General features: G+C 65.9%; 22 protein-coding genes and 1 pseudogene. 22 read left to right on the forward strand and 1 reads right to left on the reverse strand.

All coding sequences use genetic code 11. The features are described from left to right. Position 1 precedes the first annotated feature (1 nt). The 18 genes from DVS29_RS14600 to DVS29_RS14685 all read left to right on the forward strand — a co-directional run bounded on the left by DVS29_RS14600 (position 2) and on the right by DVS29_RS14685 (position 21,963). Entirely contained in the window at positions 2-2,470 is a 2,469-nt protein-coding gene (locus DVS29_RS14600) for a VirB4 family type IV secretion/conjugal transfer ATPase (RefSeq protein ID WP_118181173.1), read from the forward strand. Beyond that, positions 2,467-3,714, forward strand: a complete 1,248-nt coding sequence (locus DVS29_RS14605) for a TrbL/VirB6 family protein (protein WP_118181174.1) — start codon at positions 2,467-2,469, stop codon at positions 3,712-3,714. The genes DVS29_RS14600 and DVS29_RS14605 overlap by 4 nt, the downstream gene beginning before the upstream one ends. Then, positions 3,711-4,418: a P-type DNA transfer protein VirB5 gene (virB5, locus tag DVS29_RS14610; protein WP_118181175.1), complete on the forward strand. Its 708-nt coding sequence runs from the start codon at positions 3,711-3,713 to the stop codon at positions 4,416-4,418. The genes DVS29_RS14605 and virB5 overlap by 4 nt, the downstream gene beginning before the upstream one ends. 164 nt (positions 4,419-4,582) lie before the next feature. Then, positions 4,583-5,317, forward strand: a complete 735-nt coding sequence (locus DVS29_RS14615) for a VirB8 family type IV secretion system protein (protein WP_118181176.1) — start codon at positions 4,583-4,585, stop codon at positions 5,315-5,317. Between the two features lies 1 nt (position 5,318). Continuing rightward, complete coding sequence (locus tag DVS29_RS14620) at positions 5,319-6,131, forward strand: TrbG/VirB9 family P-type conjugative transfer protein (RefSeq protein WP_118181177.1); 813 nt, start codon at positions 5,319-5,321, stop codon at positions 6,129-6,131. Further along, on the forward strand, positions 6,124-7,356 hold the full coding sequence (gene virB10, locus DVS29_RS14625; protein ID WP_240655608.1) for a type IV secretion system protein VirB10: 1,233 nt from the start codon (positions 6,124-6,126) through the stop codon (positions 7,354-7,356). Before DVS29_RS14620 ends, virB10 begins: the two co-directional genes overlap by 8 nt. Continuing rightward, positions 7,353-8,510, forward strand: a complete 1,158-nt coding sequence (virB11, locus tag DVS29_RS14630) for a P-type DNA transfer ATPase VirB11 (protein ID WP_240655609.1) — start codon at positions 7,353-7,355, stop codon at positions 8,508-8,510. Before virB10 ends, virB11 begins: the two co-directional genes overlap by 4 nt. A gap of 32 nt (positions 8,511-8,542) precedes the next feature. Beyond that, on the forward strand, positions 8,543-8,971 hold the full coding sequence (locus DVS29_RS14635; RefSeq protein ID WP_240655610.1) for a hypothetical protein: 429 nt from the start codon (positions 8,543-8,545) through the stop codon (positions 8,969-8,971). Between the two features lie 20 nt (positions 8,972-8,991). Then, on the forward strand, positions 8,992-10,800 hold the full coding sequence (locus tag DVS29_RS14640) for a type IV secretory system conjugative DNA transfer family protein (protein WP_420816108.1): 1,809 nt from the start codon (positions 8,992-8,994) through the stop codon (positions 10,798-10,800). Then, positions 10,797-12,725 carry a PriCT-2 domain-containing protein gene (locus tag DVS29_RS14645; protein WP_118181182.1) on the forward strand — a complete coding sequence of 643 codons (1,929 nt, stop codon included), beginning with the start codon at positions 10,797-10,799 and terminating at the stop codon, positions 12,723-12,725. Before DVS29_RS14640 ends, DVS29_RS14645 begins: the two co-directional genes overlap by 4 nt. Before the next feature lie 243 nt (positions 12,726-12,968). Continuing rightward, positions 12,969-13,463, forward strand: a complete 495-nt coding sequence (locus DVS29_RS14650; protein WP_124800640.1) for a plasmid stabilization protein — start codon at positions 12,969-12,971, stop codon at positions 13,461-13,463. 1 nt (position 13,464) lies between these two features. Further along, positions 13,465-14,568, forward strand: a complete 1,104-nt coding sequence (locus tag DVS29_RS14655) for a relaxase/mobilization nuclease domain-containing protein (protein WP_118181184.1) — start codon at positions 13,465-13,467, stop codon at positions 14,566-14,568. A gap of 490 nt (positions 14,569-15,058) precedes the next feature. After that, on the forward strand, positions 15,059-16,543 hold the full coding sequence (locus DVS29_RS14660) for a sensor histidine kinase (protein WP_118181185.1): 1,485 nt from the start codon (positions 15,059-15,061) through the stop codon (positions 16,541-16,543). After that, positions 16,528-17,919, forward strand: coding sequence for a sigma-54-dependent transcriptional regulator (locus DVS29_RS14665; protein WP_118181186.1), 1,392 nt, complete (start codon positions 16,528-16,530; stop codon positions 17,917-17,919). The genes DVS29_RS14660 and DVS29_RS14665 overlap by 16 nt, the downstream gene beginning before the upstream one ends. A gap of 149 nt (positions 17,920-18,068) precedes the next feature. Then, positions 18,069-18,863, forward strand: coding sequence for a hypothetical protein (locus DVS29_RS14670; RefSeq protein ID WP_118181187.1), 795 nt, complete (start codon positions 18,069-18,071; stop codon positions 18,861-18,863). Positions 18,864-18,918: 55 nt separating this feature from the next. Then, complete coding sequence (locus DVS29_RS14675) at positions 18,919-19,470, forward strand: hypothetical protein (RefSeq protein ID WP_118181188.1); 552 nt, start codon at positions 18,919-18,921, stop codon at positions 19,468-19,470. 7 nt (positions 19,471-19,477) lie between these two features. Continuing rightward, positions 19,478-20,713 (forward strand): MFS transporter, encoded by a 1,236-nt coding sequence (locus DVS29_RS14680; protein WP_118181189.1) that lies wholly within the window; start codon positions 19,478-19,480, stop codon positions 20,711-20,713. Next, positions 20,710-21,963, forward strand: a complete 1,254-nt coding sequence (locus DVS29_RS14685) for an arsenic transporter (RefSeq protein ID WP_118181190.1) — start codon at positions 20,710-20,712, stop codon at positions 21,961-21,963. The genes DVS29_RS14680 and DVS29_RS14685 overlap by 4 nt, the downstream gene beginning before the upstream one ends. A 205-nt stretch (positions 21,964-22,168) precedes the next feature. Here DVS29_RS14685 and DVS29_RS14690 read toward each other — a convergent pair whose 3' ends face one another. Beyond that, the gene (locus DVS29_RS14690; protein ID WP_118181191.1) at positions 22,169-22,540 is read right to left on the reverse strand and encodes a YciI family protein; all 372 of its coding nucleotides are present in this window, start codon (positions 22,538-22,540) and stop codon (positions 22,169-22,171) included. Here DVS29_RS14690 and DVS29_RS37305 point away from each other — a divergent pair. The 4 genes and pseudogenes from DVS29_RS37305 to DVS29_RS14705 all read left to right on the forward strand — a co-directional run bounded on the left by DVS29_RS37305 (position 22,539) and on the right by DVS29_RS14705 (position 23,875). Further along, positions 22,539-22,700, forward strand: coding sequence for a hypothetical protein (locus DVS29_RS37305; RefSeq protein ID WP_164707913.1), 162 nt, complete (start codon positions 22,539-22,541; stop codon positions 22,698-22,700). The genes DVS29_RS14690 and DVS29_RS37305 overlap by 2 nt on opposite strands. A 14-nt stretch (positions 22,701-22,714) precedes the next feature. Next, positions 22,715-23,091, forward strand: a pseudogene (locus DVS29_RS37825) (tyrosine-type recombinase/integrase); the annotation flags it as partial. Positions 23,092-23,205: 114 nt separating this feature from the next. Then, positions 23,206-23,508, forward strand: coding sequence for a type II toxin-antitoxin system HigB family toxin (locus DVS29_RS14700; RefSeq protein ID WP_118181192.1), 303 nt, complete (start codon positions 23,206-23,208; stop codon positions 23,506-23,508). 4 nt (positions 23,509-23,512) lie between these two features. Further along, the gene (locus DVS29_RS14705) at positions 23,513-23,875 is read left to right on the forward strand and encodes a helix-turn-helix domain-containing protein (protein WP_118181193.1); all 363 of its coding nucleotides are present in this window, start codon (positions 23,513-23,515) and stop codon (positions 23,873-23,875) included. The last annotated feature ends 182 nt before the right edge of the window (positions 23,876-24,057 follow it).

Genomic DNA, 24,057 nt, shown 5'->3' on the forward strand with positions numbered 1-24,057 from the left:
CATGCAGCCAGCGCCGAAGCTGATCGACATTGCGAAGCGTGAAGTGCCGCTTGCCGATTTCGTGCCTTTCTCGTCTCACGTGAGTGAGCACGTGATCCGCACGCGCGAGGGCGACTACCTGCGCGTCTGGAAGATCGCGGGGATCGCGTTCGAGGCCGCTGACCCTGCTGACATACTGGTGCGCCACGAGAGCTTCAACCAGCTTGTGCGCAGCCTGCCTGGCGGACACATCGGGCTGTGGTCGCACCGGCTGCGCCGGCGCATGACTGACCGCTTCAGTACCCCATATCCGGACGCGTTCTGCCAGGAGCTGGCCCGGCGCTACTACGCGGGTTTCGAGGGTTACCGGATGATGGCCAACGAGCTGTATCTGAGCGTCGTGTACCGCCCGCGCCGCACACGGCTTGCGCGCCTGTTCGGAAAGGCGGCCCGCCGCACGCTGGCCGACATCCGGCGCGAACAGCACGAAGCACTGAAAGTCATGAACGAGCTTGGTGCGCAGATCGAGTCAGCGCTCAGGCCGTGGGACCCGCACGCGCTTGGCGTGTACACCGCGCCGCAGTCCGGCACACGGCAGGCCGTGCGGTTTTCCGCGGCCCTCGAATTTCTCGGCTATCTGGTCAACGCGGCGTGGGAGCCAGTCCCGCTTCCGGCCGGACGCATTGCTGCGGCGCTGCCGACCTCGCGTCTGTTCTTCCATGGCGAGAATCTCGAGATCCGCACGCCCACGGCGACGCGCTACGCCGCGTTGCTTGACCTGAAGGACTATCCGGAGCAGACCGAGGCCGGGATGCTCAACGGGCTGCTGTACGGTGAGTTCGAATACATCGAGACGCAGAGCTTTACCATTCTCGATCGCCCGGGAGCGAAGGAAGCGCTCGAGCGCCAGCGCAACCAGCTCATTGCAGGAGAGGACGTTGCCGTCTCGCAGGTCGAAGCCATCGACCTGGCGCTTGACGAGCTGATCAATGGCGCGTTCGTGCTGGGCGAATACCACTATTCGCTCGCCGTGCTCGCGCCAGCGCCTGGCGAGCTGCAGCGGCACGTCGCCCGGGCGCGTACGCTGCTGGCCGATGCCGGCTTCCAGAGCGCGCTCGTTGACCTCGTGCCGGATGCTGCGTGGTTTGCGCAGCTGCCTGGCAACTGGCGCTACCGGCCGCGCGAGGCGAAGCTCACCTCGCGCAATTTCTGCGCTCTGGCGAGCCTGCACAATTTCGCCACGGGCAAGCGCGACGGCAATCCATGGGGCGAGGCGATCACGATCGTCAAGACGCCAAGCGGCCAGCCGCTGTACCTGAATTTCCACGCCACGCCCGAAAAGAAGGACTCCGGTGACGAGAAGGCGCTCGCCAACACGCTGATCATTGGCCAGGCGGGCGCGGGCAAGACCGTGCTGGAACTGTTCCTCCTCGCGATGGCGATGAAACACGGCATTACGGCGGTCGTCTTCGACAAGGACCGCGGCACCGAGATTGCCGTGCGCGCGATGGGTGGCCGCTACACGGTGCTGCGCCGGGGCGAGCCCACTGGCATGAATCCTTTCCAGCTCGAACCGGATGCGGCCGTGGTCGATTTCTGGGAGCGGCTGGTGCGCAGGCTCGTGGACACCGGCACGCAGCCAGGCGCACGCGAAGAGCTTGAGATCTCGCGCGCGGTGCGCGAGGTGGCGCGCATGGAGCGGCCGCTTCGGCGCCTGTCGATGCTCCGGCAGCTGCTGCCTGCCGTTGGCGAAAACAGTCTCCACGCACGTCTGGCGAAATGGTGCGCGGGCGGGCGCCTCGGCTGGGTGCTGGACAACCCGGCCGATGCGCTCGACTTCAGCCACGGCCACCTCTTCGGACTTGACGACACCGAGCTGCTCGACGATCCCGAGGTGTCAACGCCCGTCACGATGTACCTGCTCTACCTGACCGGGCGCCTCATCGACGGGCGGCGCTTTATCTACGTGATGACCGAATTCTGGAAACGGCTCGCGGATCCGGTGTTCGCGGACTTTGCAAACAACCGGCAGAAGACGATCCGCAAGCAGAACGGCTTGGGCATCTTCGACACCCAGTCACCTGCCGACGTGCTTCAGAGTGACATCGCGCGGGCGCTTGTCGAGCAGACGGCGACCTTCTTTTTCCTGCCCAACCCGCGCGCGGACCACGACGACTATGTGCATGGCTTCAAGCTGAGCGAGGCCGAGTTCCGCATGGTGCGCTCGATGGGCGAGGCAAGCCGCCTCTTCCTGGTCAGGCAGGGACACCGCTCGGCTGTCGGACGGCTCGATCTGGCGGGTCTCGGTGATGTGCTCGACGTGCTCTCGGGAACCACGGACAACGTTGCCCTTCTCGACACCATCCGTGCGCAGGTCGGAGATGATCCTGCGGCATGGCTGCCGCTCTTTCATGCCGGGCTCGCGAGGCGCCGCAATGCGGATGTCCGCGGGTCGGGTCCTGTGGCACGAGCGCCAGGAGGTGAAAGGTGAGCGGACTTTTTTCCGCAGTTGGCGGCACGCTCGAGAACGGCATGTCGACCTATGTGACGGGCGTCTCCTCGGCGCTCTCGAGTGCGCTGGTGACCCCGGTGAGTGCTGCGCTCGGTCTCTGGGTCACGGCCTGGGGTTTCGCGGTCATGCGGGGCGATGTGCACGAACCGGTGCCGGCCTTCGCCTGGCGCGGCCTGAAGGTCGCCATCATGCTCGCCTTTGCGCTTGGCACCGGTGTCTATCAGGACCAGCTCGTCACCGCGATCGATGACACGACCTCGGGACTCGCACAGATCATCGTGAGTGCGGCAGCCAGTGCCGGTGCGGGCAACACCGGCTGCGGCTCGGTGAGCGCGGACAGCGTGACGGCATCCAGCGCGAGCACCATCTACGACACGCTTGACTGCTACGACAGGCAGGTCGATCTCGTGATGGACGCGTATTTCGACAAGGCGACCCACGAAGGCTTCAGTGTGAGCGGCATCGTCGCGGGTGTGGGTGACTTCATCTGCGGGCTGGTGGCCGCGCTGGGGGCCTCGATTTTCCTGATCGTGCTCGCCTTTGAAGTCGTCATGGCGAGGATGCTGCTCGATCTGGTGCTCGGACTTGGGCCCGTGTTCATTGCGTGCGGCGCGTTCGGCCCGGGCGTGCGCTTTTTCGACGCGTGGGTGGCGAAGGTCGCGAACTATGCGTTGCTGCAGGTGCTCATCGCCGCCTTCCTTGGCATGGCGCTCACTGCCTTCTCCGCTGACCTTGCACCGTTCAGCGTCACAGGCGCCGCACCGGACACGAACGCCACGGCGCTGGCCGCTGCAGCGAGGACGGCACTGGACAGCGCGGCGTCCTGGTCAGCGGGGCTTGGGATGTTCGCAAGCGCCGTGCTGCTCGCGGCCGTCGGCTGGCAGCTTCCAGGTGTCGCAGCCGGGCTCACGGGAGGCGCGACGCTCTCGGGTTCGGCAGCGTTCATCGCAGGCTATGCGTCGCGCCAGGCAGTCAGGGCCATCGGTGCTGCGATGCGTGCGGGCCACGCAGGGCAGCCAGCCGGTAGCAGCAGTGCAGGCGGCGCGCGCCGGGGCACGCCCGGTGGAGGAGCCGGCATCAGTGGCGCAGGCGCGAGGGGCGGCACCCCAGGCGCAGCAGCAGGTAGCGCAGCGCAGGGCAGTAGCGATGTCCCCGCCTATCAGCGCGCGGCGCACAGCGAGCTGGCGGGATGGACCGATCACACCGGAGGCGAGTCGTCATGACAGGACGCCATGTATTCGCAGCGCACACTGCGCTCGCGACAGCCGTACTCACCTGCAGCATCCAGTGCGCACGTGCGCAGGGGCTGCCCGTCTACGACGCACAGAACGTGCTGCAGGCAATTGCCGCGGTCAGCCAGCTCAGGCAGCAGGTGCAGCAGGAGCTGCAGCTTTATGAGTCGCTTTCCGGCTCGCGTGGATTTGGCGCGCTGCTGTCGGACTCCGTCGTTGCCGGTTCGCTGCCTGCCGGATGGCAGGATGTCTACTCGGCAATCGAGAAGGGCGGCTATGCCGGACTCACCGGCAGCGCGCAGACGCTGCGTTCCGCCTCCGACACCTATGACTGCGATGACCAGAGCGGAGTTGACAGGCAGCTGTGCCAGCGCGCACTGAACAAGCCCTTCCAGGACAAGGCCTTCGGCGAGCAGGCCTACCAGACCGAGCTCTCCGAACTCGACCAGATCGAGAGCCTCACGCGCCAGATTGATGTGACCCAGGATCCCAAAGGCATTGCCGAGCTGCAGGCGCGCATCCAGTCGGAGAGCACCGCGGTGGGCGAAGAGATGACGAAGCTGCAGCTCTTCAGGATGCTCGCCGACACCGAGGACCGGCTGACCGCCGAACAGCAGCAGGAACTCGTGCTCAGGCGGGCCGGCTCCACCACGCGCCTGCAGGACCAGATGGTCCCGGCAACGTTCGGCAACTGAGGAGCGGTCATGAAGAATGTCCTGTGTGTGGTACTTGCAGTCCAGTTAGTTATCCTGACCGGATGCGGGGATGAGCCATCGAAGCCTGTGCTGCCAGACGGCCTGCACCGGGTTCCAGTGAACCGGGTGCCACCGGGCCCGGGCGGATCGCAGCCGGGCACGCCATGACAGACGACTCCGGCTTTCGCCGCGCGCTTGACTTCGAGGTGTCAGTCACGCACCTGCAGGAGCGCTCTGAACGTCGCGCCTGGTATGTCGCCGGCGCGGCCACTGCGGTGAGCATCCTGAGCGTCGTGGCGCTGGCTGTCATGGTGCCGTTCTACCGCGTGGTGCCGCTGCCGCTCGAGGTTGACCGGCTCACCGGTCAGGCCCAGGTGATCGATGTTCTGGATGCGCAGCACATACCCATGCGCGATGTGACTGACCGGCACTGGATCGAGGTGTACGTGCGCTCGCGCGAGCGCTACGACCGGGGGCTGCTGCAGATGGACTACGACCGTGTGCTTGCCATGAGCGACGAACGCGTCGCGCGTGAGTACCGCCAGATCTACAGCGGTCCGGATGCGCTTGACAGCCGGCTCGGCGTCGCCGTGCAGCGGCGCGTGCGGATTCTCTCCACCACCCTCGTGCCGGACGAGCCTGGGCGGGCAGTCGTGCATATCGAGCGCACGGGCTGGAAGAACGGATCGGACAGTGCAGAGCCGCCCGGACGCTTCGTGATCACGCTCGCGTATACGTACCGGCCGGTGGTCTTCGCGCGCGAGCGCACTGCCATCGAAAACCCGTTCGGCTTCCAGGTGACGGCCTACAGCTGCGATCCGGAATACACCCCTGCGGCTTCCGCCGCCCCGGCCGCCCCAGCTGCTTCCGCTGGCGCCGCCGCCCAGGCAGGAGAATGACATGAATGCGAAGCTCGCTGGAGTCGCCGCCGCAGTGCTGGTGCTTGGCGGCACCGCGCGCGCATGGCAGCTGCCACAGGCAACGGGCGACAGTCACGTGCGGCAGGTAACGTACAGGGCCGATCAGGTGGTGCGCATCATCGCGCAGCGCGGCTTTGCCACGCACATCGCGCTGGACCCGGCCGAGCACATCCTTGTGGTCGCGCCCGGTGACCGGGATGGCTGGCAGGTCGTCGCGCGCGAGGGTGACCACGATGTCTACCTGAAGCCACAGCTTGCCGCGCATGACACGAACATGGAGATCCGTACCGACCTGCACAGCTACAGCCTCGATCTGAGGGTGCTCCCGCTTGATGCTCGCGCCGGCAGCACGCAGGCCATGTACCGCGTGACCTTCACCTACCCCGACACGCAGGCGGCGGCCGCAGCGCAGGCGCTGGTGCGTGAGCGCATGAACCAGCCACCGCTCGTGCGCAACGCGAGCTATTCGATGCAGGTCGTACCAGGTTCGGACGACATTGCGCCCGCGGCCGCCTGGGATGACGGACGGTTCACCTACATCCGCATCTCCGGCAATCGCCGGGTTCCGGCCATTACCCGCGTGGCAGCCGATGGCAGCGAGAGTGTGGTGGACCGGCACATGGAGGGCGACATCATCGTTGTGCACGAGGTCGCGCGCCGCTTCGCGCTGCGGCTTGGCAGTGAGGTGGTGGGGCTGTGGAACGACGCCTTCGATGCTGACGGTGTGCCGCCCGTGGATGGCACGACCGTCGGCGGCGTGAAACGCGCGCTCAGGAGTGACGGCCATGAATGAGACGGGCTCGCCAGACGGACATGCAGGCAGTGGGCAGGCGGGCAGCGGGGAGGCTGCCGGAGGTGACGTGCCGGGACAGGCGGACGCGCGGATGTACGCCCAGGCGGACACGCGGGAGGCCGCACAGGCGTTGCTGGAGCGCGGCATGCGGGGACCCGGACACCCGCACGGGCGCCCGGGAAGCTGGTGGGTCACCCCGCTCATCATCGTGGCCGCATGCGTTGCTGCAGCGGTGTGGACGGTACACGGTTTCGTTGCGCGCCATGAAGCCGCCGTCAAGGCGCGCCGCGACGCGGTGCAGGACGGACTGCTTCAGGGGCGCGTGTTTGATGACGTGCCTGCTTCCCCGGCGTCGTCGCCGGTGGCGGGCGCCCGGGCGCCCGCGCTCGCTGCCCTGCCGCCGGCACACGCCGGCCCGCCGGTCGTGCGCAGCTACTACGACGCGCCATTGCTCTCGACTGGCGACGCTGGCGCGACCGCTGCCATGGTCACGGGCGGTACCGTCGCTGATGGCGGCTCTGCGCGATCCGGTGCTCCGGCGGCATCGGCTGGTGAGACACCCGTCACTGCACAGGGAATGGACAGCCTGGAACAGCTACCCGTGTCCACCGGTGCTCCACGCGTGCGCGCCGGTTTTACCGGCAATCGCAGCCTGCTGCTTGCGCAGGGCACCAAGATCGAGTGCGCCGGTGACACGGCCTTCGACTCGACGCTGGCCGGTATCGCGACCTGTACCGTGACACGCAACGTGTATTCGGACGATGGCCGGGTGGTGCTGGTCGAGCGGGGTTCGCAGATCATCACTGAATACCGCTCGAACCTGTCGACCGGCCAGTCGCGCGTGTTCATTCTCGCGGCGAGGATCAGGACGCCTGAAGGAGTGAGTGTCGAGATCAGCTCGCCCGCGGCCGATGCGCTGGGCCGCATGGGCACGGGCGGCCATGTAGACAACCACTGGGGCGAGCGCATCGGCGCGGCGCTCCTGCTGGGCATGACGCAGGATGCGATCGGCTATCTGGCCACGCGCGGGGGCAACAGCACCAGCACCACCGTGTTCGAGAACACGCAGGGCGAGGGCAACAGCATGGCCGCACGCGTGCTCGACCACACGGTCGGCATCGCGCCCACGCTCACCCAGAACCAGGGCGCGCAGTTCACGATCGTGCTCGCGCGCGATCTCGATTTCAGCGCGGTGTACCGCCTCGAGCCGGAGGACCTGCGATGAGTGCACGCATGGGGCACGCAGCAGCACAGCCCGTTGCAGCACGGCCCCTTGCCGCGCTGCCCGGCGCAGCCCTCAGCACGTGCGCGTGCCTGCCTGACGATGCATCGGTGCGTGAGCTGATGCGCCCGTTTGCCTCGCTCCTTGCCGACCCCACCGTGACGGAGCTCGTGATCAACCGCCCGCAGCGTGTGCTTACGGAGTCCCATCTCGGCTGGCAGGCACACGACTGCGCAGCGCTTGATTTCGAACGTCTGATGTCGTTCGCCGTGGCCGTCGCCACGCTCACCGATCAGGAGATTTCGCCGCTCCATCCGGTGCTCTCGGCACTGCTGCCGGGAGACGCGCGCGTCCAGATCGTGGTTCCGCCCGTCGTGCCACCGCGCACCGTCTCCGTCTCGATCCGTCGCCCGTCGGCGCAGGCGCGCACGCTTGAGGCCCACGCGCACGAGGGGCTCTTCGGGCAGACCATCTGGCAGCATCCGGTGGGCGCGGAGCATCCCGACACAGGGCGCGACGTCCTGACCGGGGAGCTGGCCGGCTACCTTGGCGCGCGCCGCTTCGCGGACTTTTTCGGGCTTGCCGTGCGCAGCCGGCTGAATATCGCGGTCGTGGGCAGCACGGGCTCCGGCAAGACGACTTTCATGAAGACGCTGTGCCGGTACATTCCCGCCACGGAGCGCATCGTGACGATCGAGGACGTGCGCGAACTCTTCATCCACCACGTGGAGAACTGCGTACATCTCGTCTACAGCAAGGGCGGCCACGGGCAGGCCCGCATCAGCCCCGCAGACCTGATTGCGAGCGCAATGCGCATGCGCCCCGACCGTGTGCTGCTTGCCGAGCTGCGCGGCAGCGAAGCCTACGATTTTCTCAAGCTGCTCACCACCGGCCACAGCGGCTCCATCACGAGCTATCACGCCCCGAACGCGACCGTTGCGATCGAGCGCTTCGCCCTGATGGCAAGGGAGCATCCCGAGGCCGCAGGATGGAGCGATGCCGCGCTGCGGCGCCTGCTCTTCATGACCGTCGACGTGGTGGCGCACATGCAGGCGATGCCCGTGCACGATGCCACGGGCCGGCAGTGCGGACGCTGCTGGTCGATGTCCGCAGTCTGGTTCGATCCGCTACGCCATCACGAACCCGCTCATGAATGAACCCGCTCATGAATGAACCCGGACAACCCGCCATGAAAAGCCTCCCCCCGGTCCGCGCTGCGGGCCCCGTGCTTCCCGCTACCGCTGCCACCAGCTCTGCTGCGCTCGCGCGGTACCACGTGCGTGCTGCAGCCGGCACGCTCGTCGTACTGCTGCTGTGTGGCGCCGGTGTCGCCGCGGCGCTCTGGCTTGCCTCATTGTTCCTGTGTCTGAGCCTGCACCGCACGCCACTGCACGCGACACTGGCGCTGTGGCCGCAGGCCATGCTCGCCTGGTATGACGGCCGTCTGCCGGGACAGGGTCGGCGCATTGCGGGCGCTGCCCTGTGCGCACTGCTGGTGGCGTTCGGGGTGCCGGGCGCGGGTCTGCACGCGCTCTTCGCGGGCGCGAACCGCCGGCGCCTGTACGGCAGCGCGCGTTTTGCCAGTACGGCGGAAATCCGCAGGGCGGGGCTGCTGTGAGCACGCGCACCGGTCCTGCCATCGATGCGGCTGTGTCGCCGGCCTTCCCCAGGGTCGTCCCGCCCGGCAACGGACCAGCGCTGCTGGTCGGTCTCTGGCGTGGGCGCTACCTGCGCCTTCGCGGCCAGCGCTTCGTGCTGCTTGCGGCTCCCGCACGTTCAGGCAAGGGTGTAGGCATCGTGATCCCGAACCTGCTGACCTATCCGGACTCGGTGGTGGTGCTCGACATCAAGCAGGAAAACTTCAGGATCACGGCCGGCTTCCGGCGCGCGGCAGGACACGCGGTGTTCCTGTTCAACCCCTTTGCCCAGGACGGCCGGACCCACCGCTACAACCCGCTCTCGGCAGTGTCCACCGGCGTTTTCCGGGTTGGCGACATTCTTGCCATTGCATACGCACTCTATCCGGGTGGCGGTCACGACGATTTCTGGAAGGACCAGGCGCGCAACCTCTTTCTGGGCATCGTGCTGCTCCTTTGCGGCTGGCGCGACGCACGCCGTGCCGGCAATCCGGATGCCCCTGACTGCCCTGTGACGATCGGCGAGGTGCTGCGCCAGTCCTCGGGCAACGGCATGCCGCTCAGGGCCCATCTGCAGCAGGTCCTGGTGGCCGGCCAGGGACTGGTTGGCCGCGCGTGTACCGATGCGCTGAACCGCTTCCTTTCGAACGACGACCGGGTGCTCGCGAGCGTCCTTGCGACATTCAATGCACCGCTGGTGATCTGGGCCAATCCCGTAGTCGACGCTGCGACCAGCGCAAGCGATTTTGATCTGTGCGACGTGAGGCGCCGCCGCATGTCCGTCTACATCGGCATCACGCCAGATCACCTGGACGAGGCGGCACTCCTCGTGAACCTGGTGTTCTCGCAGCTCGTGAACCTGAACACGAAGGAGCTGCCCGAAGACAACCCGGCGCTGCAGTTCCAGTGCCTGCTGCTCCTGGACGAGCTCGCTGCGCCCGGCAGGATCGGCATTCTCGCGCGTGCGGTCGCGTACATGGCTGGCTACAACCTGCGGCTGCTCTCGGTCGTGCAGTCCGTCGCCCAGCTCGAGTCGGTCTATGGCCACGCCGATGCCAGAACCTTCGTGACCAACCACGCGATGCAGATCCTCTATGCGCCGCGCGAGCAGCGCGATGCGAACGAGTACTCGGAGATGCTGGGCACCTTCACGGACCGCTCGCGAAGCGTGAGCCGCTCCGCCTCGATCTTCGGTGGGCGCAGCGGACCAACCGAAAGCCTCTCCGAGCAGCGACGCCCGCTGATGCTGCCGCAGGAGCTCAGGGAGCTCCCGCAGGACAGGGAAATCATCCTGCTCGAGAACACGAAGCCAGTCCTCGCCGGGCGGATCTGCTACTGGCGTGATCCGCTCCTGCGCGCGCGCCTTGTGCCACCCCCTGAGGTGCAGCCGCTTGACCTTGCGGGGTTCGCTGCCCGGATCGAACTGGGCGTGCGTGAGTTCAGACCGGACGATGTTGACGGGACTGGCCCAAGCCTGGCCAGTGTGTCCCCGGCAGGGGAGCCGGGCGAGGGGCGGGCAGATCCCGTCGATATTACCGGCGACGAAGCCGCCCGTTACGTCGAACGACATTTCGCACTCCTTGGCGTGCCTGGTGGCGACGTTGCCGGGGCTTCGCACGCGCAGCCGGCGCACAGACCACAGGAATCCGTATCAGGGTCCGGCGCGCCGGGCGGTTCGCAGCAGGGTCCGCAGCCAGGTATGCAGCCAGGTACGCAACCCGGTCGGGAGCATGCCGAAGACACGGGTGCAAAGGCGACGGGGCAGGCGCTCCCGGCCCACCGTGCCGCACGGCGTGGAGCACGCCCGTGAGTACCCGCCACGTCAGCGAAGCCGACCGGGTGCGTGCGGCACTTGCCGTGATTCCGGCCGAAGACTACACGACCTGGATCGGGATGGCCTTTGCAGTCAAAGCGGGGCTCGGTGAGGACGGTTTTGGAATATGGGATGCGTGGAGCCGCACCGCGCACAACTACAGCGAGCGCGCCGCGCGTGCGGCATGGCGCTCGGCTGGTGCGGACGGACGCAAGACGCTCGCGTCGCTCTTCTGGCTCGCGCGCCAGCACGGTTTCGATCCCGGATACAACGGCGTTCAGGGTGACCCCCGGGGCGCCAGACCGGGCGACCGTCAGGGCGGACAGACTGCGAGCCTGGCGCACCGCCCCGAGGCGGCCGCCCGTGACGATGCGCGCCTGCGGGCGCGGCATGCTGCAGTCGCGCGCGAAGCGTGCGCGATCTGGCAGTGCGCACGGCCCGTGGGGCCAGCCCACCCGTATCTCGAACGCAAGCAGGTCGCGCCTGTACCCGCGCTTCGGGAACTGGAGGCGCAGGCGCTGCGCGTGCTGCTTGGCTATCCCCCATGCAGCTCCGGTGAGCCGCTCGAAGGGCGCGTGCTCGTGGTGCCCGTGCATGCCGGCGACACGCTCTCGACACTGGAGCTGATCGATGCAGACGGCCGCAAGTCCGCGCTTGCGGGCGGGCTCAAGGCGGGCGGTTGCTGGATCGCCACTGCGGGTCAGACGCACGAGGCCAGGCTGCTACCCATTGTGATCGCCGAAGGCGTCGCCACCGCGCTGTCCGCGTGGCAGGCGACCGGCTGGATGTGTGTCGCGGCGCTTTCCGCAGGCAACCTCGCGCGCGTGGCTGCCGCATGGCGCGCCCGGTACCCGCAGGCGGAACTGCTGGTGCTCGCCGAGTCGGGTGCTGGCCACGAGGCTGCGCTCAGGGCGGCGCAGGCTGTGTCGGCTGCGCTCGCCATGCCCCGGTTCGCGCCGCAGGCACGTATCGCAGGTGCAGTTCCAACCGATTTCAACGACATGGCCGTGCTCTCGGGGCTGCGCGCGGTCGGCGATCTTTTGCGGGACGCGGTGTACGCAGAACAGAAGCAGCCCCCGGGTGCCGCTGCCGGCCCGGGGCGGCAGTATGCCGCAGCCATGACGGCAGACAGACCAATGGAGGGCAGGGCGATGGAACGCGACAACACACAGCAGACAGGGAACGCCGCACCGGCAGGGCAGCGGCGCACTTTGCGGCTGCGCGCAGGTCAGCAGCAGGCCTCCGGTGGGGAGGAGAGCGGACAGCGGGGCGAGCCTGATCAGGCGCCCGGGCAGGATGGTTCCGCGACGGCGCACACGGCAGACGACGTCCGCCCGCATGGCGACGCGCATGATGTGCATGACGTGCACGGGCAGGCTCTCACGGCGCAGGATGGTCCGGTGCGCCGCGAGGCGGGTGAACTGCTGTACGGACTTGATACGGTACCGCCCGAGACCCGCGCGCTTGCGCAGCATCGTTTCGGCGTGCAGGTCCGCATGGCCACACCGCGTGTCAACGGCGGCCCGTATCGGGGCGAGGTGTACAGCACGGAGCACTACGTGATCCAGGAAGTGTCGACCCGCAGTGTCGTATTCCATGCGAAAGCCGGCATGGAGTTCATCTCCGGGCGTCTTCGCTGGATGGATGAAAACCAGCGGCTCAATGGCGCAGATGTGCAGGTCGCCTACGACGGCGTGCAGCCGAAGGTCTATCCGTGGGACCGTGCGCGCGACCAGCTCGAGCGCACCGTTGCCTCACTGAAGAAGTCGGCCCGCGACATGGGGCTTGGGCCTGATCTTGAAACCACGCTCGAGCAGCTTCAGACCGCGTCATGGATACGGGTGCGCGAAGCGCGGGCAGCGGCTTTTGCACGTACCCACGGGCAGGTGCGCGACGGGTCGCAGGATGTGCCGGAGCGCTGAGCATGCGCGACGAACCGGCGGTCCTCACCCGGACGGGATGGTGTGTGAACGAAGCCGAACCCTGTATATCTGGCGGAGAACGGGGCGAGCCGGGTTCAGAGCCAGGGCGCAAACGGTTGTCCGGGTACCTGGGTGGGTGGCCTGCGACCTGCGCCCCGGAACGCACGCTTGCCGCCGGACCGGGACGCGTGCGTATGCAACCAGCGTCACCCGCGTTGCTGGAGGTGTGAAATGGTGAGGCAGATGCTGATATCCGTGGAACTTGGTCCGATGAAGGTGCAGTGGAGCGCGTGGTGCGCGCGGCATGGGCTGAGCGTATCGGAGGGCGTGCGGCGACTGATCCATGCTGAACTCGGGGACGAACCCGAGCTTCCAGACATTGACGTTCCGCGCAACGGGAAATGCTTCAGGCGGGTGCAGGTCGCTCTGACCCGGGAGGAGTTCGAGGGCGTGGTGCACCGCGCACGGGTGGGTGGGTTTGCTCCTCATCGCTGGATCATTGCGCTGGTTCGGGCAAATCTGTCCCGGAAGCCACAGCCAGGCGAGGCAGAACTCAGGCTCCTTGCGGAGTCGAACCAGCAGCTGGCCGTGATCCGCATGAGGCTGGGGGCACTCGTGAGGACCGGTGATACCGCAAACGCGCAATGTGAGCTGGAGGGGCTGCGGGAAATGATTGGTGAACACCTGCAGACAGTTTCCCGGATCCTGCGCGCCAGTCTTGATCGATGGAGCCGCTAGCATGTCATTGCCCGAAGACGATATTGACCGGATGGTCGTGCACTGGGGCGAACGGCTCTTTCCCGATCCACTGCGGCATGCCCAGGCCTCGCGACTCGGGAAAGGACTGCTGCAGAAGGACGCGCTGCACATGCGAAAGCGGATCGCGCGCACGCTGGGGAAGGCTCCGGAGGTAATCGTAAGGATAGCCAGCAAGGCATCGGAGGCGCAGGGAATGAGAGCGCTCTCGAGGCACCTGCGCTACATCTCGCGTGATGGCGCGCTGGGGCTGGAGGATCAGGACGGACAGGTGATCACCGGTCGTGACGCACTTCACGATCTGGTTGACCTCTGGCGCTTCGCGGGCTGGGGCATTCCGGAGAAAAGCCGGCATCGGGAGACCGTCAGTCTGACGCTGTCGATGCCACCAGGTACTGACCGCGAGGCTGTGCACGATGCGGCGCGCGCCTTCGCGGCCGGCGAGTTCAGTGACGGAAGGCTTTATGTGCTGGCAATGCACGACGACGAGCCCCATCCGCATGTGCACCTGTGCATCCAGGCAAGGGGCCCGGCGGCGCGGCTCGGTTTTTCCCCCCAGGACTGCCTGCGCCTGCGTCAGCAGTTTGCCCGCCTGCTGTGCGAGCGCGATGTCAGTGCCAATGCAACACCGAGACGTGTACGCGGTGAGACGCGACGCGGTCACAGTTACGCGATCACACAGATGTTGGCACGTGGTGAAGTCCCTCGCGACTGGCGTACAGTTGCCGATGCCGCTGAACAGCGCCGTCGATGGGAAGTGCACGGCCAGACGCTTGTCGCCTGGCACGAACTCGCGCGGGTACTGGCGCAGTCGGCCTGGGCAGACGACCGCCACATGGCGATGGACATCGTGGATTTTGTGCGAACCATGCCGGTTGTGCGCGAGAGACAACAGGTCGAACCGGATCGTGTCGCAGGCGCGACCGACGCGCGGTTGAAGGGCGCAGTGGTGCCCGTAGCGGAGCCCGCGCTGAAGCCCCTGCGAGCGCCTTCCGGACAGCCACGCAGCAAGTCCGTCCAGGTATCGTGCGACCGTCCGGCCGGCGCTGTTCCGCCACATGGTCCCGACATCGGACCCGAGCGGTGAAAGGACGCCCGCCATGCCGGCGACGTTGTGTTCCCCGGACCGGCCGGCAGTGCAGCGCCTGGCGTTCAGTCTGGTCGACCGCGGCAAGCTCGCCTGGGCGACCATCCATCTGCGTGCGCACATCAGGCCGGGGTGGCAGGTTAATTTCGATCGTTCCTGTTCGCCTTCCCGTTGTTGCGACGGTGAAAGCGACATGGCCAGACCCATACTCCGACGACGATCTCCGGGGTCCCATCGGCCTGAGACAGGATCATGATGGAACCCCCGAGGCAAGCACCGCGGATCGACATCGGGCCCGGCCCCGGGAGAGGTTCCCGGGGCCGGGCCTGACGTGTTCCACCTCTGCGGCTCGCAATGCGCATGTTAAAAAGGCCTCCTCAGGACGGTCGCCGGGCGCGCCAGACTGGCGGCGCAGAAAACTGCGTCTGCAGCCAGTACTGGCGGGAAATTTGCTATTCCTTATCCTCACCAGTCTCCTTTCAGCTACTCCATGCCCAGACCGTCGTTCTCCACACAGCTCTACGCGCTGTGGATCCTCGTGGCGATCCTGTGCAGCCTGCTGACGGCAGCCGTCTGGCTGATGTTGTCGTCAGCCCTCGGAGAGCGCGTCGCTGACGCGAAGCAGCAGGCGGTGTCGACCTGTACGGCGGTCGCGTCGCGCTACGACCTGTCGATGCAGCGGCCGGGCGAAGCCAATATCGATCTCATGCATGCCGTGCTCGATCTCGTGCTGATTCGCAAGGAGGGTATCGAAGGCGGCTTCTGGACTTCTGCACCTGCGCCCGGTGCAGCGAACGGCTTTCTCGCTTACGCATTCCCAACCTACGAGGGAAGCGGCATAAAGCGTGACATTCCTGAGGCCGAGACGCCGCTCATTCTTCGCACACTGCGAAACGTCGCCGACACCGGCCAGCTGCACGCCGACGCCGTCGCGAGCGGTGCCGATGCGGTGATCGCCGTTGCCTGCCCGGTGCCGCATCACGCCGGTCTGCTCGCATGGATGCTCGCACGCGCGCGTGCGCCACTCGGGCCATATGGTCAGCGCGCCGCGACCTTCCTGGCGGGCGTACTCGCGGTCATCGTCTTGCTGGCGCTATTGCTCGCCCTGACGCTTCGGCGCTGGAAGCGCAATCTCACCCGGCTCGAACAGTCGCTCGCACCGGACGGCAGACTCGAGCAGAACAGGCAGATCGGGCATCTCGGTGAACGCGACCTCGACCATATCGTCGATGCGCTTAATCGCTATGTCCAACGTGCGGACCGGCTTCAGCGAGAGGCGAACGAACTGGGCGACAAACTCGCACAGGCTGAACGCTTCAGCGCGCTAGGCAAGATGGCCGCACAGATCGCGCACGAAATTCGCAATCCGGTGGGGGCCATGCGGCTCAAGGCGGAAAACGCACTCGCAGGCGACGCGGCACGCCGCGAAGCTGCATTGAGAACGATCATCGGGCAGGTGGGGCGAGTCGAGGCGCAGCTATCGAGCCTGCTCGCGCTAACGCAGCCTGTGATTGTGCGTACACAGGAGGTCGACCTGTCCGGGTGGCTCGCCGATGTCGTCCGTACGCACGAAGCGAGCGCAGAAAACCGGCGTATCTCGTTGCGGGTGGAAGTCGAATCCTGCCCGACGCGGCCGGTTTTCGATTCCGCACAGCTTGCCCGGGCGCTCGACAATCTGGTCGTCAACGCGCTGCGGCACGCACCTCCAGGCGGAAACGTAACGGTCCGCGCGCGTGCTGCAACACTGGACGACTGCAAACGCCTCAGGCTGGAAGTGATCGATGATGGCCCTGGCGTGAGTGCGAACGAACGCCAGCGCATTTTCGAGCCATTCGTAACGGGCCGGCCCAACGGATCCGGGCTTGGCCTTGCCGTGGTACGCGAGATCGCGTCGGTCCATGGTGGCCGCGCATGGCTCGCGGAGGAACCGGATATGACCTGTTTTGTGATCGATATACCATGGCGACCATCCTGATTGTCGACGACGACGACGCCTTTCGCGACGGTCTCGCGGAAACCGTCCACGACCTTGGCCACACACCGCTCGAGGCGTGTTCGGGCAGGCAGGCGTTCGAACTGTTGCGCGAGCATCCGGTACCCGACTGTATCTTCCTCGATTTCCGGCTGCCGGACGTGGATGGTCTCTCGGTTCTCGAATCGCTGCGCAATACAGCGGGCCTCCATCAGGTGCCGGTGGTGATGCTGACCGCGTACGCGACAAGCGATAACACGATTGGCGCGATGCGCCTCGGTGCCTTCGAGCATCTGACGAAACCGGTCGGCCGCGGCGAGATTGCCGCGCTCCTCGAGCGCATTGTTGCGACCCGCGCCGCTGCGCCGGCACCGGAAGAGGCGCGGGCGTTCGCAGGGGAACCCCCCTCGCGTGAGCCGCAGCTGCTCGGCATCAGCGAAGCCATGCGCGATGTGCAGAAGCGCCTCGGCCGTGCAGCCGGCACGAACTCGACCGTTCTGATCACGGGCGAAACGGGTACCGGCAAGGAAGTGGCTGCCCGTGTGCTGCATCGTGCGTCAGCGCGTTTCAATGGCCCGTTCGTCGCCGTGAATTGCGCGGCGATTCCGCAGGACCTGCTCGAAAGCGAGCTCTTCGGACATGGCAAGGGCGCGTTCACCGGTGCCTATGCCGAGCGGCGCGGTCGTTTCGAAGAGGCCAGCGGCGGCACGCTGTTTCTTGACGAAGTCGGGGATATGCCGCTGGCGATGCAGGCGAAGCTGCTTCGCGTGCTGCAGGAGCGGCAGATCACGCCACTCGGCACCAGCCGGACCATCGTGGTTGACGTGCGCATCGTGGCGGCGACCCATCGTGACCTGACGGCCATGGTCGCGTTCGGGACGTTCCGGCAGGATCTGTCGTACCGGCTGAACGTGATTCCGCTGCACATGCCGCCATTGCGGGAGCGGGTAGCCGACATCCTGCCGCTGGCGGAGCATTTTCTGGCTGCCCTCGCTGCGCCCGATGAGTCTGCGCGCAAGCATCTGTCCGCGGAAGCTGAGCGCCTGCTCGTCAACTTCGCCTGGCCGGGCAACGTGCGCGAACTGGCCAATGCGATCGAACGTGCGAGCGCACTCGCGCCAGCTTCGCTACTTACCCGCGACGATTTCGCCTTCCTGTTCGATCCGGCGACGGGCGCCGCCGACGCAATTCCCGCGAGCCTGATTGACCTACCGTTGAACGATGCGCTCGCGCAGCTTGAACGTGCACTGATCACCCGTGCGCTGGCACTCGCCGCTGGCAATCGCGCGGAAGCTGCGCGCCGCCTCGGCATCAGCCGTCAGTCGCTCTACACGCGTCTGGCGAATCTTGGGCTGCCGGACTCGGCCCCGGACGCCTGACGACGCGCAGGTGTCGGGAAAACGGACAGAGCCTGTCCGTTTGTTTGACACTGCGGTTCTGCGCCGGGGCTTCGCTGCCCGGGCGGACCGGCCTTTTAACCATGGCATAGGCCTTGCAAAAAGCTCCACGTCAATCGAAGGAGTGGACCATGCAAGGGATGTCGAAGTATTCAGGCCACAGCGCCGCCGCGCATGTCTTGAGCGCAATAAGCGGTGCGGCGCTCATCGTGGCGAGCAGTGGCTGTGCAGCACAGGCCCAGCCTGAACCGCCTCCGCCTCCGCCACCGGTCGCGACGGGCGCGACGCCATCCGGACCGCCGCCGGGGATCGCCCCTGTGGCGCCGCCCCCACCACTGGAAGGCGATCCGCGCGCTGACGCCGGTGTTGCCGTCAGCGCGCAGGGAACCGTCGCGCGCTTTCTCACCAATCCGGATGGAGATGTCGACGGCTTTCTGACGGGCAACGGCGCACTCGTGCATTTCCCGCCGCACATGGGCACCCAGCTCACCTCAATGGTCAGCGTAGGTGACAACGTGCAGGTCAGCGGATGGCGGAATGCGGCCGGCAATCTCACGGCGCAGCGCATCACCAGCACACGAAGCGGCCAGCAACTGGTGGATCAGCCGCCGCAGGCGGGTGCGCAGCCGCTGCCGCGTGAATTGCGCGGCGCGGCGCTGTCGCGTCTGAGCGTGCAGGGTCAGGTGGCGCACGTCACGACCGCCCCTCGCGGCGAACCGGACGGCGTGATCCTCGCCGACGGCACCGTGATCAAGCTCACGCCGCCGATAGCCCAGCAGTTTCCAGCGCTCGTGCAAACCGGCGCGAAGGTCTCGGCGCAAGGCTATGGCACCCGAAACCAGTACGGCACCGCACTGCAGGCAACGGCATTCGGGACGCCCGGCAACCTGACACGGCTCTACGCCCGTTTGCCACCCGCCCCCTGAGTCACGCCCCTGCGTCACCAGCCAACTGAATCACCAGCAAGAAAGGATTTACGACATGCATTGGATCGATCCGGACAGCCTTCCCGAAACACGCGGCACGGTAACGCGTTTCCTCCTGAACCCGCACGGCGAGCTGGATGGCCTGGTGCTCGGCTCGCGGCAACAGCGGCAGGTTCACTTTCCTCCGCACCTGTCGCGGCAGATCGTGCGACACGTGGCGGCGGGCGATGAGATCCGCGTGCGTGGCGTGAAGCCGCGCAGCGCGGACATGATCGCAGCCGTCTCGGTCACGACGGGGACAGGCAAGGTCATTCTCGACGAAGGCCCGCATCACAACGGTGACAGACATCACCAGCCGGGTGTGGCTCGCAGGCCGATGCAGGCGAGCGGCGAAGTGGTGCTGTCGCTGTATGGTCCAAAGGGCGAGCTGCGCGGCGCGCTGCTCGACAATGGCACGTCATTGCGCATGCCTGCGCATGCTGCTGCCGAACTGGCGGCCTACCTCGCGCAGGGCGCGCACGTCCATGCGTGGGGACGCGGCATCGCGAACCGGCACGGGAAAACCATCGAAGTGGACGAGATCGCTTTCCTCAGCCACGAAGGTTAAACGGAAGATGAACCCCCGGTACGCACTCGAAGCCCTGAACTTTTTCATGGCCGATGTGCAGGCGGGCATCGGGCCATTTCTCGGTGTCTATCTGCAGGCGCAGGGCTGGCATCCCGGGGCGATCGGCACGGTGATGACGCTGGGCGGCGTCGCGGGTTTGCTGGCGACTTCGCCGGCCGGCGCGCTCATCGATGGGACCCGTCACAAGCGCGGCGTCATCGTCGTGGCGGGTGTGATGACGACGCTTGCCTCACTCGTACTGTGGGTGGCGCATACGTACTGGATGGTCGCGACATCGCAGATTCTCACGGCAGTCACAGGCGCCGCGCTCGGGCCGGCAGTGGCAGGGGTGACGCTTGGCATCGTCCATGAACGCGGTTTCGATCAACAGTTCGGTCGCAACCAGGTGGCCAATCACGCGGGCAATGTCGCCGGCGCCGCCCTGTCGGGCTGGTTCGGCTGGCGCTACGGATTCGGCGCGGTCTTCGCGCTCGCGGGCGCCTTCGGTGCACTCTCGGTCATCTGGACGCTGCTGATCCCTCGCGATTCGATCGATCACGACAGCGCGCGGGGACTCGCCGCAACATCGTCCGCGCTGGAGCACGAGCAGGCGAGCGGCTTTCGTGTGCTCGCGACCTGCCGCCCGCTACTGCTGTTGTCTGCCTCGCTCGCAATGTTTCACCTCGGCAATGCAGCGATGCTACCGCTCTATGGCCTTGCCGTTGTCGCCGCGCACAAGGGCAATCCGAGCGCGTTCACCGCGCAGACCATCGTGGTCGCACAACTCGTGATGATTGTCGCGGCGTATTTCGCGAACCGGCTGATCCAGCGCCTCGGATACTGGCGTGTGATGCTGGTTACCTTTCTTGCGTTGCCGTTGCGCGGGCTGGTCGCGGCACTGTTCATCACAGGCTGGGGAGTCTGGCCCGTGCAGGGGCTCGATGGCATCGGCGCCGGGCTGCAAAGCGTGGTTGTGCCCGCACTCGTCGTGCGGCTTCTGAAGGGCACCGGACGCGTCAACGTCGGACAGGGCATGGTGATGACCGTGCAGGGCATCGGTGCGTCGCTAAGTCCCGCGCTGGGTGGTGTGCTTGCGGAGCATTTCGGCTATGCGGCAGCATTTCTCGTGCTGGGCACCGTGTCGACGGGTTCTCTCGCGCTCTGGCTGCTGTCTGGCACCTCGCTGAAGAAGGTTTGCGGCGTTCGCCGCGATCTCGCTGACCCTGGCTCGCTCGCTACATGAATCCGGCTTTCCTCTCGTGGGGCATCGCGTTTGCCGCCACTGCGGGCGTCATGCTACGTCCGTTTCGCTGGCCCGAAGCGATCTGGGCAGTAGCCGGCGCCGTGCTCCTCGTCGCGCTCAGACTGCTACCGGTCAGTCTCGCGTTGCAGGCGGTTGGCAAAGGCATCGACGTGTATCTGTTTCTCGTCGGCATGATGCTGCTGTCCGAGCTCGGTCGCCGCGAAGGGTTGTTCGACTGGATCGCGGTACTTGCGGTGAACCATGCGAAAAGTTCGCCGCGCAAGCTGTTTGTGCTGGTGTACCTGGTCGGCGTCGTGGTGACGACGTTCCTTTCAAACGATGCTGCCGCGGTCGTGCTGACGCCCGCCGTGTTCGCTGCCGCGAAGACGGCAAATACAAAGCCACTGCCGCTACTTTACATCTGCGCATTCATTGCCAATGCGGCGAGTTTTGTGTTGCCCGTCTCGAACCCGGCCAACCTCGTGCTGTACGCGAACCACACGCCAAGGCTGGGCTTGTGGCTGTCGCGCTTCGCCATGCCGTCGGTGCTGTCGATCGTCGCGACCTTCGTGATGCTTCGCTGGACGCAGCGTCGGGAACTACATGGAACATGCGCCTCCGGTCTGCCCGTCGACAAACTGGGCGCGAACGGCAAGGTGGCGCTGGCGGGCCTCGGCGTGACGGCGGTTGCCTTGCTCGTCGTCTCCGCCTTCGACCTGCAGCTTGGCCTGCCCACCGCCGTGCTCGGCGTCCTGACGACGTCTGTTGTGCTGATCAGGGAGCGCGAGTCACCAGTGGCGCTGATCAGCGGCATTTCGTGGAGCGTGCTGCCGCTCGTTGCAGGACTTTTCGTGCTTGTCGAAATGCTCGCGCACACGGGCGTCATTGCGCAACTCTCGCAATTGCTCGCGCGGGCGACGCAGGACAGTCAGCTGGCTGCGGCCACGACGTCCGGGTTTGCCGTCGCGCTAGGCAGCAATGCGATGAACAATCTGCCGGCCGGACTGATAGCCAGCGCGAGCGCATTGCAGGCGCATAGCCCCGAGCAGGTGATCGACGCCATGCTGATCGGCGTGGACCTCGGCCCGAACCTGTCGGTCACGGGCTCGCTCGCGACGATTCTCTGGCTGCTTTCGATTCGCCGCGAGGGGGAAGAGGTAAGTTTCATGCAGTTTTTGAAGATCGGATCGTTGGTCATGCTGCCCGCGCTCGTACTCGCGACGGGTGCTCGGCTCCTGGTCGGGTGTTAAGCCAGATCAGGAGAGGAGCGCAATGTATGACCGGAACTGCTTCACGAGCGGACCTTGATCGTCGATCGGGCGACTGGCAGCAACGGTCAATCACAGGCGTCGCCGCTCGGCCCGGAAGTAGCATCGCCGCGATGACTCACGAAGCCGTGAAGGTGTTTGAGGAGAACAGGGCGCCAACGCATATTTGAGACACGGGTCCAGGCCCTCACCGGGTCCAGTAGAAATCCATGGGGATAAGCTCGACGACCCATCCACCTTCTTCACCCAGCGTGGCCGCCGGGTGCATGGAGGCAATGCGTAACGCCTCGTCATGGGTATCCGCCTCGATGATGAACAGGCCGCCCACGACTTCCTTCGACTCGGTATAGGGCCCATCGGTGACGTGCGTCTTGCCACTGCGCGGGCGCAGCGTCCTCCAGTGGTCCAGATCGCCAAGCGATGCGGAAATCAATACCTTGCCGGTAGCCCGCATCCTGTCGTCCAGTGCGGGGCATTGGCTCACCAGTTTCTTGACGTCGTCTGGCGCCATCGCGGCGAATTCATCGGGGGTGAAGTAGGCCAGGCCGAGGTATTTCATGGGAGATCCTTTGGGTGTGAATAACCTGACGACGAAGCTGACGGTCGAAAATCGACAATCTTCTGAAAAGTTTGTAGCGGGTCTCGCCAGACTGACTGTCTGTTTTTGGGGCCGTGCGGTGCCGACCGCCGCGCTCGTGCTGCACATGCGGATCGCGTGAGGCAGAGGTCAGGTCAGCAGAAGACCCGGTGGCCGGTGCAATTCGAGATGACGGGACAGACCCGCGAGAGCCTCGATGCATGGATCGAAGCGCGGGGACTGAAGGCGGCGGATTTTCTGTTCCCGAGCCGGGTGTATACGTCGCCGCATCTGTCGACGCGGCAATATGCCCGGCTGGGTGCACCGCTGGATCGCCTCGATTGGCCTCGACGATACCGCATACGGGTACCCGCACGATGCGCCGCACAAAAGCTTCGCTGACCTACCGGTGAACGAAGAACCTTGGGACGGTGCAGTTGCTGCTCGGACATACCAGGCTGGAGAGCACGGTTCGCTATCTCGGCATTGAGGTCGACGATGCCCTTGAGATGGCGGAGCAGACCGAGGTTTGACGGCGTCGCGGCCGACGAGCGGTCGCTTGCCGGCCAGGAAGCAATGTTCGGCAATATCGTCGCAGGCCACTTTTATGTTTGTGCCAGTCCCAAATTGGGACTAAAATACGAGGCATGCGAATCGTTGCCAAAAGAATCTTGCTTGACTTCATCGCGCGTCACGCGCAAGCCGAACAGCCTTTGTTGGCGTGGCACGCGGAAGCGTCGAAGGCCAACTGGAAGACTCCGCAGAACATCAAGGAGCAGTACGCCAGCGCGAGCTTCGTCGGTCGGAACCGCGTGGTTTTTAACATCAAGGGCAACGATTTCCGGTTGATCGTCGCGGTGGCCTACCAGGTCGGCGTGATGTATGTGAAGTTTGTCGGTACGCACGCGGAATACGACAAGATCGATGCGGCAACCGTAGAAATGGAGTAACGAGATGGATATTCACCCGATTCGAACCGAGGCCGATTATGAGGCCGCCCTGAAGGCGGTGTCTGCGCTCGTCGATATGGATCCTGCTTTGGGCACGCCGGAAGGCGACGAGTTGGAGATTCTGGCGATCCTCGTCGAGAAGTATGAGGCGGAGCACTTCCCGGTGGCGGCACCGAACCCGATCGACGCGATCAAGTATCGAATGGAACAGGCGGGCCTGTCGGTGCGCGATATGCAGCCGTACATTGGGAGCAGCAACCGCGTGTACGAGGTGCTGGCGGGCCGGCGCGCGTTGAGCCTCGGTATGATCCGCAAGCTGCACGATGGGCTGCATATTCCCGCTGACGTGCTGATCGGAATCGCGTAACTGCGACATCGACAACAGTCGCCGAAGAGGTGCCGGCTGTCGCAAATAAACCAATGAGCACGGCATCTCCCCAGCCGCCAATTACATGATGAGACGTGCAAGGACAGAGATGAGTAGGCTCCGGCGCCGTCTTCTCCTTCCGGCCATGAGGCGACGCTCGCTCGAAAGAGAAATCTGGCTGA

This window comes from Paraburkholderia phosphatilytica (assembly GCF_003443895.1).
Lineage (GTDB): Bacteria > Pseudomonadota > Gammaproteobacteria > Burkholderiales > Burkholderiaceae > Paraburkholderia > Paraburkholderia phosphatilytica.

Excerpts from the sequence above, each read along its gene's own strand:
- DVS29_RS14620 (WP_118181177.1), top strand. The coding sequence starts at position 5,319 with ATGAATGCGAAGCTCGCTGGAGTCGCCGCCGCAGTGCTGGTGCTTGGC.
- DVS29_RS14650 (WP_124800640.1), top strand. The coding sequence starts at position 12,969 with ATGCTGATATCCGTGGAACTTGGTCCGATGAAGGTGCAGTGGAGCGCG.
- DVS29_RS14705 (WP_118181193.1), top strand. The coding sequence starts at position 23,513 with ATGGATATTCACCCGATTCGAACCGAGGCCGATTATGAGGCCGCCCTG.
- DVS29_RS14675 (WP_118181188.1), top strand. The coding sequence starts at position 18,919 with ATGCATTGGATCGATCCGGACAGCCTTCCCGAAACACGCGGCACGGTA.
- DVS29_RS14680 (WP_118181189.1), top strand. The coding sequence starts at position 19,478 with ATGAACCCCCGGTACGCACTCGAAGCCCTGAACTTTTTCATGGCCGAT.
- DVS29_RS14660 (WP_118181185.1), top strand. The coding sequence starts at position 15,059 with ATGCCCAGACCGTCGTTCTCCACACAGCTCTACGCGCTGTGGATCCTC.
- DVS29_RS14615 (WP_118181176.1), top strand. The coding sequence starts at position 4,583 with ATGACAGACGACTCCGGCTTTCGCCGCGCGCTTGACTTCGAGGTGTCA.
- DVS29_RS14600 (WP_118181173.1), top strand. The coding sequence starts at position 2 with ATGCAGCCAGCGCCGAAGCTGATCGACATTGCGAAGCGTGAAGTGCCG.
- DVS29_RS14635 (WP_240655610.1), top strand. The coding sequence starts at position 8,543 with ATGAAAAGCCTCCCCCCGGTCCGCGCTGCGGGCCCCGTGCTTCCCGCT.
- DVS29_RS37305 (WP_164707913.1), top strand. The coding sequence starts at position 22,539 with ATGGGAGATCCTTTGGGTGTGAATAACCTGACGACGAAGCTGACGGTC.
- DVS29_RS14685 (WP_118181190.1), top strand. The coding sequence starts at position 20,710 with ATGAATCCGGCTTTCCTCTCGTGGGGCATCGCGTTTGCCGCCACTGCG.
- DVS29_RS14665 (WP_118181186.1), top strand. The coding sequence starts at position 16,528 with ATGGCGACCATCCTGATTGTCGACGACGACGACGCCTTTCGCGACGGT.
- virB11 (WP_240655609.1), top strand. The coding sequence starts at position 7,353 with ATGAGTGCACGCATGGGGCACGCAGCAGCACAGCCCGTTGCAGCACGG.
- DVS29_RS14690 (WP_118181191.1), bottom strand. The coding sequence starts at position 22,540 with ATGAAATACCTCGGCCTGGCCTACTTCACCCCCGATGAATTCGCCGCG.
- virB5 (WP_118181175.1), top strand. The coding sequence starts at position 3,711 with ATGACAGGACGCCATGTATTCGCAGCGCACACTGCGCTCGCGACAGCC.
- DVS29_RS14670 (WP_118181187.1), top strand. The coding sequence starts at position 18,069 with ATGCAAGGGATGTCGAAGTATTCAGGCCACAGCGCCGCCGCGCATGTC.
- DVS29_RS14700 (WP_118181192.1), top strand. The coding sequence starts at position 23,206 with ATGCGAATCGTTGCCAAAAGAATCTTGCTTGACTTCATCGCGCGTCAC.
- virB10 (WP_240655608.1), top strand. The coding sequence starts at position 6,124 with ATGAATGAGACGGGCTCGCCAGACGGACATGCAGGCAGTGGGCAGGCG.
- DVS29_RS14655 (WP_118181184.1), top strand. The coding sequence starts at position 13,465 with ATGTCATTGCCCGAAGACGATATTGACCGGATGGTCGTGCACTGGGGC.